9 protein-coding genes and 1 pseudogene are annotated in these 9133 nt (G+C 49.9%); 7 read left to right on the forward strand and 3 right to left on the reverse strand.

Going from position 1 to position 9133, the window contains the following annotated elements; genetic code table 11:
- Window positions 1-126: pseudogene (locus G614_RS34740) on the forward strand (NADH peroxidase); the annotation flags it as partial.
- A 257-nt stretch (window positions 127-383) separates the two neighbouring features.
- Window positions 384-923 carry a rubrerythrin gene (gene rbr, locus G614_RS0122545; RefSeq protein WP_027643720.1) on the forward strand — a complete coding sequence of 180 codons (540 nt, stop codon included), beginning with the start codon at window positions 384-386 and terminating at the stop codon, window positions 921-923.
- Window positions 924-1127: 204 nt separating this feature from the next.
- Here rbr and rpiB read toward each other — a convergent pair whose 3' ends face one another.
- From rpiB to G614_RS0122560, 3 genes are all read right to left on the reverse strand, one after another.
- Window positions 1128-1568: a ribose 5-phosphate isomerase B gene (rpiB, locus tag G614_RS0122550; RefSeq protein WP_027643721.1), complete on the reverse strand. Its 441-nt coding sequence runs from the start codon at window positions 1566-1568 to the stop codon at window positions 1128-1130.
- 124 nt (window positions 1569-1692) lie between these two features.
- On the reverse strand, window positions 1693-2832 hold the full coding sequence (gene aroC / locus G614_RS0122555) for a chorismate synthase (protein WP_027643722.1): 1140 nt from the start codon (window positions 2830-2832) through the stop codon (window positions 1693-1695).
- 47 nt (window positions 2833-2879) lie between these two features.
- On the reverse strand, window positions 2880-3938 hold the full coding sequence (locus G614_RS0122560) for a lactonase family protein (RefSeq protein ID WP_027643723.1): 1059 nt from the start codon (window positions 3936-3938) through the stop codon (window positions 2880-2882).
- Window positions 3939-4235: 297 nt separating this feature from the next.
- Here G614_RS0122560 and G614_RS0122565 point away from each other — a divergent pair, with 297 nt between their 5' ends.
- The 5 genes from G614_RS0122565 to G614_RS0122585 are packed head-to-tail and all read left to right on the forward strand — an operon-like array spanning window position 4236 to window position 8652.
- Window positions 4236-4769: a helix-turn-helix domain-containing protein gene (locus tag G614_RS0122565; protein WP_027643724.1), complete on the forward strand. Its 534-nt coding sequence runs from the start codon at window positions 4236-4238 to the stop codon at window positions 4767-4769.
- Window positions 4770-4801: 32 nt separating this feature from the next.
- Window positions 4802-5878 carry an ABC transporter ATP-binding protein gene (locus G614_RS0122570; protein ID WP_027643725.1) on the forward strand — a complete coding sequence of 359 codons (1077 nt, stop codon included), beginning with the start codon at window positions 4802-4804 and terminating at the stop codon, window positions 5876-5878.
- Window positions 5871-6710 carry an ABC transporter permease gene (locus G614_RS0122575; protein WP_027643726.1) on the forward strand — a complete coding sequence of 280 codons (840 nt, stop codon included), beginning with the start codon at window positions 5871-5873 and terminating at the stop codon, window positions 6708-6710. Before G614_RS0122570 ends, G614_RS0122575 begins: the two co-directional genes overlap by 8 nt.
- Window positions 6710-7507, forward strand: coding sequence for an ABC transporter permease (locus G614_RS0122580; protein ID WP_027643727.1), 798 nt, complete (start codon window positions 6710-6712; stop codon window positions 7505-7507). Before G614_RS0122575 ends, G614_RS0122580 begins: the two co-directional genes overlap by 1 nt.
- A gap of 29 nt (window positions 7508-7536) precedes the next feature.
- Window positions 7537-8652: an ABC transporter substrate-binding protein gene (locus tag G614_RS0122585; RefSeq protein ID WP_027643728.1), complete on the forward strand. Its 1116-nt coding sequence runs from the start codon at window positions 7537-7539 to the stop codon at window positions 8650-8652.
- The last annotated feature ends 481 nt before the right edge of the window (window positions 8653-9133 follow it).

Raw genomic sequence — 9133 nt, forward strand, 5'->3', positions numbered from 1 at the left:
GACCTGGCTAAGAGAGCAAAGGCTCTGAACCTGGACGCAATCCATGACACCGTTCATGAGATGGCTAAGGATGAGGCCCGTCACGGCAAGGCATTCGAAGGACTGTTAAACAGATATTTCGGCTAATTTGACATAGAATCAATTTTACCCTCCAAACCAGGAATACAGGCGGTCTCCCCAGGACTGCCTGTATTCTTATCTGGCATCCGTTTTCCGCAATCCCCGAGCCAAACGCATCGGGCTGAGATCTAATATTTACATATTCCCCGAACGCTGAATAGCTGCAAAATATTGATTTTTAGATTGAATTTCTGTAAATACCAGGATACAATAGTTTATAGGTAGTAAAAAACGAAACAAAAGAGAAAGGTGAGGTACAATTTATGGCATCAAAATACGCAGGAACTAAAACTGAACAGAACTTAAAGGACGCATTCTCAGGCGAGTCCCAGGCGCGCAACAAGTACACCTATTATGCATCCGCTGCCAAGAAAGCAGGCTATGAGCAGATGTCCGCTTTATACCTGGAGACCGCGGACCAGGAAAAAGAGCATGCCAAGATGTGGTTCAAGGAGCTGCACGGCATCGGCACTCCTGAGGAGAATCTGGCTGACGCGGCAGCAGGCGAGAATTACGAATGGACTGATATGTATGCCCGTATGGCCCGTGAAGCACGTGAGGAAGGCTTCGAGGAACTGGCTGTTAAGTTTGAACTGGTTGCCAAGGTTGAGGCTGCACATGAGAGAAGATACAACAAGCTGTTAGAGAGCTTAAAGAGCGACAAGACCTTCAAGGGCGATGCGCCTCTTGGCTGGAAGTGCAGAAACTGCGGATACGTCCACGAAGGACCGGAAGCTCCCGAAGTATGTCCATGCTGTGCTCATCCTAAGGCTTACTTTGAGAGAAAGGTTGAAAACTATTAAGAGATAAAGTGGTGGGATGGTACGCTGGCGCTTGTAGGGAACTCCGCCCGTGACTCTCATCCACCAAATATTCAAAAGCGCCCGCTGTCTCTTCCCACGCTAAGGAGAAAAGACAGACGGACGCTTTTTGTTACTGTAATATTGTAATTCATATTTTGGTTCACGAACAAGTTCCGCCAGGAACACCCGCGTACCATCCACATCCTACCGATTCTCAATCTCCATAATCATATTCACCCTGCGCTCATGCCTTCCGCCCTCAAACTCAGCGTCCAGCCATGCCTCTGTAATCATCTTAGCCAGCTCGCTGCCCACTACCCTGGCGCCAAAGGCAAGTACGTTGGAGTTGTTGTGCACCCTGGACAGCTTTGCCGTATAAGGCTCGCTGCACACGCAGGCACGGATTCCCCTGACCTTGTTGGCTGCCAGAGAGATGCCTACGCCGGTGCCGCAGATGGCGATTCCCAGGTCAGCCTGGCCGTCGGCCACGGCCCGTCCTACCTTTTCGCCGTATATGGGGTAGTCGCAGCTCTCAGTGGAGTTGGTTCCCAGGTCAATAACCTCATAGCCCTTTTCTTTCACAAACTCCTTGATGATGTTCTTAAGCTCAATGGCTGTATGGTCGTTACCAATTGCAATCTTCATGATTCCTCTACTCCTTTTATCCATTCCCTATGTTATGTCTTGCTTGTTTTATATTATATGCTCTGTGCTTTTGCCCATCCGCACGCTCCCTGCCGTACGTGCCCTGCTTCCTGCATCCGGTCTTTTATACCCTGTCCTGCGCAAAGAAGGCCTGCACCCGGTCCAGCCTGGATGTCATGGACAGAAGCAGCATGTCGGCCGCCGTCAATGCGGCCATGGCTTCCACCACCACTACGGCCCTCGGCACGATGATGGGGTCATGGCGGCCCTTTATCTCCACCACGGTCTCCTCACCATTTTGGTTCACGGTGTGCTGGGGCTGTGCAATGGAGGGCGTGGGCTTAAATGCTGCCCGCATCACGATATCGCTACCGTCACTGATTCCTCCCAGTGTGCCTCCTGAGTGATTTGTCTGCTTTCCAATCCTGCCGTTCAAATACAGGCTGCCGTCTGCCGCCTTATGGGAAATGCCGAATGCGTCATTATTCTCAGAACCCCGGACCCTGGAAGCAGCAAAGCCATCTCCTATCTCAAATCCCTTGACCGCGCCAATGGACAGCATAGCCTTGGCCAAGTTGGCATCCAGCTTCTCAAATACAGGTTCTCCTGCCCCGGCAGGCATACCGCGGATGATACATTCCACCACGCCCCCGCAGGAGTCCTTCCCAGCCATCAGTTCCTCCAGCCGGACCTCTGCCTGGGCTGCTGCCTGGGCGTCCGGCATGTACAGCCTGTTATTCCACATCTCATCCAGGTCAAAGCGCTCCCGGGCAATGCCAATGCCGCCTACCTCCCGTGTATAGGCTCTGACCGTAATTCCCAGGCTCTCCAGAAGCTTGCAGGCAATAGCTCCCGCCGCCACCCTGGCAATGGTCTCCCTGCCCGAGGACCGTCCCCCGCCCCTGTAATCCCTGAATCCATACTTCTGGTCAAAGGTGTAATCCGCATGGCCAGGGCGGTAAATATCCATGATATTTCTGTAATCATGGGAACGCTGGTCTGTATTGCGCACCTCCAGCGCAATGGGAGTTCCGGTGGTCCTTCCCTCGAACACACCGGACAGGATTTCCACCTGGTCCCCTTCCTGTCTGGCCGTGGTGAACTTGCTCTGGCCTGGCTTTCGCCGGTTCAGATAGGACTGGATGTCCCCTTCCACCAGAGGCAGTCCGGCCGGGCAGCCGTCAACCACCACGCCGACTCCCTTTCCATGAGATTCTCCCCAGGTCGTCACTCTCAATATTGTTCCCAATGTAGAACCTGCCATATGCTGTCTCCTGTCCTCCTGAATCTATAACCCAATTACTTATCAACCTAATTTCCAATCTTTGCAATGGCGCAGCAGTTTGGCTCATTCACCATGACGCTGCGTCCGCACATAACGATCAGGCCCTTCTCATAATCCACTTCAAAGAAGCTGATGCTGCCGCTGTCATGGTTTATGGACGCGATGTGTTTCTGATCCGGGAATACAGCCACATCCTTTGGATATTCCCCGCTGACAGGCAGGCAGCAAATCATGGTGAGAAGTCCTGATTTCTCATCCCTGCTGTAGATGCTCACTGTATTTTCACCTGCATTGGTGCAGTAAACGTATTTCTCATCCGGAGACAGTCTCATGGCGCAGGCAGCCGTCAGATTGCCCGGATTCTTAGTGGAGGTGGTTGAAATTGTCTGTATCTTCTCAATCACAGGCGCCCTGTCTCCTGTTTCATATGAATAAACGCAGATTACATTCTGCAGCTCATGCATCAGATAGAGGAACCGTCCGTCAGAGCTGTAGCGGAAATGTCTTGGAGCCGACTCCAGGTCGCAGTGGATGGCATCCACCTGGAACAGTCTCTTATCCTTGTCATTGAAACGGTATACCTTTACCTGGTCCGTTCCGTTGTCCACAGACAGAACATACCTGCCGTCGGACATCCTTCTGGTACAGGTCACATGAGAGCGGAAGTTGCGTTCAGCCACACTGCCGTATCCCTTGTTGAACACCTCGTCCACAATCTGCCCCACGGAACCGTCCTTGTTAAGGCTCAGGACCGTGGTCTTGCCGTCATGGTAGCCTGAGACAAACACATATTTATCTTCCTTATCAGTGCACAGGTGGCAGCCCCTCATGCCGCGGATGGGAGCGCTGTTCAGTCTTGCAAGGCTGCCGTTCTGCAGGATCCGGAAGGATACAACCCCCTCGTCCGCGATGGAGTACAAGGTCTTCCCATCGCTGGAAGCAATGACATAGGAGGAGTTGTCCACTTCCATCTCACACCTCTCCCTAAATATTCCGTTTTCCACATCCACGTCAAACACTGTGATTCCCTTTGCTTTTCCGGTGTAGGAATAGGATCCTACATATGCCATATATTTGCCGCTCATACCTGTCTGTACCTCCCTGATTTACGTCGGTTTTTATTTCAATTTAGACTAAAAACATCATATCATAAATTTGTGAATTTGTTAACTGGAAGTTTGTGAAATTGTCCCCCGCTGCTTATCTCCAAACTTTTCCCTGAACTTATCTGACAAATCTTTCAAAAAGGTATTGACATACCACTGATTTAATGTATAATGAAATTTGCGCTTGTTTATTATTACTAAACTTTTTACTTATTTTTATAGTCAGTTAGTATTTGTAAACTTTTTATTCAGAATCGCGAGACAGGGAGGAGCTCCATGGAAATCGGAAGTAAACTAAAGGAACTGCGGGTGTTAAAGGGTCTGACCCAGGAGGAACTGGCTGACCGGGCCGAGCTTTCCAAGGGATTCATTTCCCAGCTGGAACGTGACCTGACGTCTCCGTCCATAGCCACCCTGATGGACATTCTGCAATGCCTGGGCACCACCATCGGTGAATTCTTCAATGAAACGCCGGATGAACAGGTAGTATTTGGTAAACAGGATTATTTTGAGAAAATCGATACAGACTTAAATAATGAAATCAAATGGATCATCCCCAATGCCCAGAAAAATGTGATGGAGCCCATCCTCCTCACCTTAAAGGCCGGAGGCTCCACCTATCCTTATAATCCCCATGAAGGGGAGGAATTCGGATACGTGCTCCAGGGAAGCATATCCATCCATATAGGCAGCAAGACATACAAGGCAAAAAAAGGGGAATCCTTCTACTTCACGCCGGATAAGAAACATCACCTGACAAGCAAGAACGGGGCTCTTCTTCTGTGGGTGAGCTCGCCGCCAAGTTTTTAAATCACATTAAGATAAAGGAGAATTTGATTATCATGAGCCAGCCTTTCATTGATTTACAGCACATATCAAAAAGTTTTGACGGTGAGCTGGTCCTGGACGACCTGAACCTTTCCATCAGTGAGAACAGCTTCGTAACCCTGTTAGGCCCAAGCGGCTGCGGCAAGACCACTACCCTGCGTATATTAGGCGGCTTCACCACCCCTGACACAGGAAAGGTAATCTTCGACGGACAGGACATCTCCATGATTCCACCCAACAAACGCCCGCTGAACACCGTATTCCAGAAGTATGCACTGTTTCCCCACATGAATATCGCGGAAAATATTGCCTTTGGCTTAAAGATCAAGAACAAGCCAAAATCCTATATTGACGACAAAATCAAATACGCCCTGAATTTAGTGAACCTGCCCGGCTATGAGAACCGGACCGTAGACTCCCTATCCGGCGGCCAGCAGCAGCGTATCGCCATTGCCCGGGCCATTGTGAACGAACCCAGGGTGCTGCTTCTTGACGAGCCACTGGGCGCACTGGATTTAAAGCTGCGCCAGGATATGCAGTACGAGCTGATACGCCTTAAGAATGAACTGGGAATTACCTTTATCTATGTGACCCATGACCAGGAGGAGGCCCTGACCATGTCTGACACCATCGTGGTCATGAACCAGGGATACATCCAGCAGATGGGTTCCCCTGAACAGATTTATAATGAGCCTGAAAATGCTTTCGTGGCTGACTTCATCGGTGAGAGCAATATTGTGCCCGGCATCATGATCCGGGACGAACTGGTAGAAATCTTCGGTGCCCGCTTTGCATGTGTTGACAAGGGATTTGGCAATAATAAGCCTGTGGATGTGGTCATCCGGCCTGAGGACATTGACCTTGTAAAGCCTGAGGACGGCACCCTTCAGGGCGTTGTGACCCACCTGATTTTCAAGGGCGTCCACTATGAGATGGAAGTAACCACTCCGGACGGTTTCGAGTGGCTGGTGCATTCCACCGATATGTTTCCTGTAGGCCGGCAGGTGGGCATCCATGTGGAGCCCTTTGAAATCCAGATCATGAACAAGCCTGCTTCTGAAGACGAGGAGGCGCTGGGAGTCAATGAATAGCGAAAAAAAAGGCGCCGCCATCGGCAAGGCGCTGTTATCAGGTCCCTATCTCATTTGGATGGCCGGTTTTACACTGATTCCGCTGGCCATGATTATATGGTACGGGCTGACTGACAAGGGAGGCGGCCTGACCATGGCAAATGTCATTGCCATTGCCTCCGCGGACCACGCAAAGGCGTTGTGGCTATCCCTTGGACTGTCCTTAGCGAGCACGGTTCTCTGTCTGCTGATAGCTTATCCCCTGGCCATGATACTGAGGGGCCGCGGAGCCGCGGCTGGAGGATTCATTGTATTCATATTCATCCTTCCCATGTGGATGAACTTTCTCCTGAGAACCCTGGCCTGGCAGACACTGCTGGAGAAAAACGGAGTCATCAACGGTATCCTTAACTGGCTTCACCTTCCTTCACAGTCCATGATTAACACCCCGTCAGCCATTGTGCTGGGCATGGTATATAACTTCCTGCCCTTTATGGTGCTTCCCATTTACAATGTGCTGTCCAAGATAGACGACAATATCATAAATGCCGCCATGGACCTGGGCGCCAACAGCTTTGAACGTTTCACCAGGATATGGTTCCCCTTAAGCATACCGGGCATCATCAGCGGCATTACCATGGTGTTCGTCCCTTCCCTGACCACCTTCGTTATTTCCGATTTGCTGGGCGGCAGCAAGATCCTGCTCATCGGCAATGTCATTGAACAGGAATTTACCAGGGGAAGCAACCGGCATCTGGGAAGCGGACTTTCACTGGTTCTCATGGTCTTCATCCTAATCAGTATGGCCATGATAGCCAAATACGATAAAAACGGAGAGGGGACTGCATTCTGATGACAAAGAGTTCAAAGGTACTGCGGAAAATCATATCGGATTTTTATATGGTGCTGATACTGATCTTCCTTTATGCCCCCATCCTTACCATGATGATCCTGTCCTTCAACAAATCCAAGTCCAGGACCCAGTGGGGCGGATTTACCCTGCAATGGTACACCCAGATGTTTGACAGCCGCTCCATCATGAGCGCCCTGACCACCACCTTAATCATAGCCTTTGTATCGGCCCTGGTGGCAACGGTCATAGGCACGGCAGCGGCCATCTCCATCAGTTCCATGCGGACAGTGCCCAGGACCATTGTCATGGGCGTAACCAATATACCTATGCTGAACGCCGACATCGTAACCGGTATTTCCCTGATGCTGGCCTTCATTGCTTTTGGTATTTCCCTGGGATTTAAGACTGTGCTTATATCCCATATTACATTCAATATACCCTATGTCATACTAAGCGTCATGCCCAAGCTTAAACAGACGGACAAATACACCTACGAGGCAGCCCTGGACCTGGGCGCATCCCCCCTGTACGCATTTTTCAAGGTGGTGTTCCCGGATATCATGCCCGGCGTGCTCTCCGGCTTCCTGCTGGCGTTTACCATGTCCTTAGACGACTTTATCATCACCCACTTCACAAAGGGCGCAGGCATCAACACTCTGTCTACCCTGATTTACAGCGAAGTGAGGCGCGGCATACGGCCGTCCATGTACGCGCTGTCATCCATCATATTTTTGACCGTGCTGATTCTTCTCATCTTTGTTAACTTCCGGTCCATTAAGAAGCCGGAAAAGGCATAACCGAATTCAGACATTAAAGGAGAACGATTATGAAAAAGAAAATAGCAATCACCCTTGCTGCTGCATCCATGGCAGTCCTGTCCGCCGCCCTCTTAACCGGCTGCGGCAAATCCAAATCTTCCCCCGAAGGCGGAAACAAGGAAGACAACAAGCTGAACGTATACAACTGGGGAGAGTACATTGACGAGGATGTCATCACCCAGTTCGAGGATGAAACCGGCATACAGGTTGTCTACGATGTATTTGAGACCAACGAGGAGATGTACCCTGTCATTGAGGCCGGCGCTGTGAAATACGACGTTGTGTGCCCCTCCGACTACATGATTCAGCGCATGATTGAAAATAACCTTCTGGCTGAGCTCAACTTTGACAACATCCCTAATTATAAGGAAATCGGCCAGCAATATCTGGATATCTCCAAGGGCTTTGACCCTGAGAACAAGTATTCCGTACCCTACTGCTGGGGAACCATGGGGATTCTCTATAACACCAAGCGCCTGGAGGAGCTGGGCGTTCCCGCTCCCACCAAGTGGTCCGATTTATGGGACGAGCGCTTAAGCGGTGAGATTCTCATGCAGAACAGTGTAAGGGATGCATTTACCGTTGCTCTGAAGATGAAGGGCTACTCCTTAAACAGCACCAATCCCGATGAGCTGGCTGAGGCCCGTGATTTGCTGATTGAGCAGAAGCCTCTGGTCCAGGCGTATGTGATTGACCAGGTAAGGGATAAGATGATTGGCGGCGAGGCTGCTGTGGGCGTGATTTATTCCGGGGAAATGCTCTACATCCAGGATGCAGTGGCGGAACAGGGTCTGGATTACAGCCTGGAGTATGTAATTCCTGAGGAGGGAACCAACTACTGGATTGACTCCTGGGTCATTCCGGCCAACGCGGAGCACAAGGAAAATGCGGAGAAATGGATTGACTTCCTGTGCCGCCCTGACATCGCCAAAAAGAACTTTGAATATATCACCTACGCCACGCCAAACACAGGCGCCTATGATTTGCTGGACCACGACCTTAAGAACAACAAGGCCCTGTTCCCTGATTTAGATAAGCTGTCTAACTGCGAGATTATCCAGTATCTGGGAGACGATGTGGATACCATCTACAATGACATGTGGAAGGAAATTAAATCCGAGTAAAATACACCGCTTTAACCTAAATAAGGCCACAACATAAGAGGGGGCTGTTGCACTGAAAAATAGGAAATTTTCAGTGTAATAGTCCTTTTTCCATTTCTTCAGCTTTAATTAAGCACCTAAAAAGGGGGGGGTTCTGCTTTTTGTCATTTATTTTTGGGCACACTTTATCGGACCCTGCCATGGGCAGCGTCTTGTCGGTTTTAAACGGGCTAATTTTACGCCTCCTTCTTCATCGGGAACAAGTGTCCCTGTCCGCCCAGATTGGATTTAAGTTTACTACAAAAAAACTGCACTTTGAACGCTATTGAAAGGTTATGGGATACGGATAGCTCCATACGCCGAATTCCTTCTCTACCGTCAGATAGTGAGCCTAAACCAAAAGCAAAAAACTACAATAAAAAGCCTCATTTCGTGCAGAAACTGTTGAAAATATATAAAAACTGGTGTAAAATTAAGTTTAACTAAGTGTTTATGTACAAAA

The sequence above is a fragment of the [Clostridium] clostridioforme AGR2157 genome (assembly GCF_000424325.1).
GTDB classification, from domain to species: Bacteria; Bacillota; Clostridia; order Lachnospirales; family Lachnospiraceae; genus Enterocloster; species Enterocloster clostridioformis_A.

Excerpts from the sequence above, each read along its gene's own strand:
- G614_RS0122575 (WP_027643726.1), top strand. The coding sequence starts at position 5,871 with ATGAATAGCGAAAAAAAAGGCGCCGCCATCGGCAAGGCGCTGTTATCA.
- G614_RS0122560 (WP_027643723.1), bottom strand. The coding sequence starts at position 3,938 with ATGAGCGGCAAATATATGGCATATGTAGGATCCTATTCCTACACCGGA.
- rpiB (WP_027643721.1), bottom strand. The coding sequence starts at position 1,568 with ATGAAGATTGCAATTGGTAACGACCATACAGCCATTGAGCTTAAGAAC.
- G614_RS0122580 (WP_027643727.1), top strand. The coding sequence starts at position 6,710 with ATGACAAAGAGTTCAAAGGTACTGCGGAAAATCATATCGGATTTTTAT.
- rbr (WP_027643720.1), top strand. The coding sequence starts at position 384 with ATGGCATCAAAATACGCAGGAACTAAAACTGAACAGAACTTAAAGGAC.
- G614_RS0122585 (WP_027643728.1), top strand. The coding sequence starts at position 7,537 with ATGAAAAAGAAAATAGCAATCACCCTTGCTGCTGCATCCATGGCAGTC.
- aroC (WP_027643722.1), bottom strand. The coding sequence starts at position 2,832 with ATGGCAGGTTCTACATTGGGAACAATATTGAGAGTGACGACCTGGGGA.
- G614_RS0122570 (WP_027643725.1), top strand. The coding sequence starts at position 4,802 with ATGAGCCAGCCTTTCATTGATTTACAGCACATATCAAAAAGTTTTGAC.
- G614_RS0122565 (WP_027643724.1), top strand. The coding sequence starts at position 4,236 with ATGGAAATCGGAAGTAAACTAAAGGAACTGCGGGTGTTAAAGGGTCTG.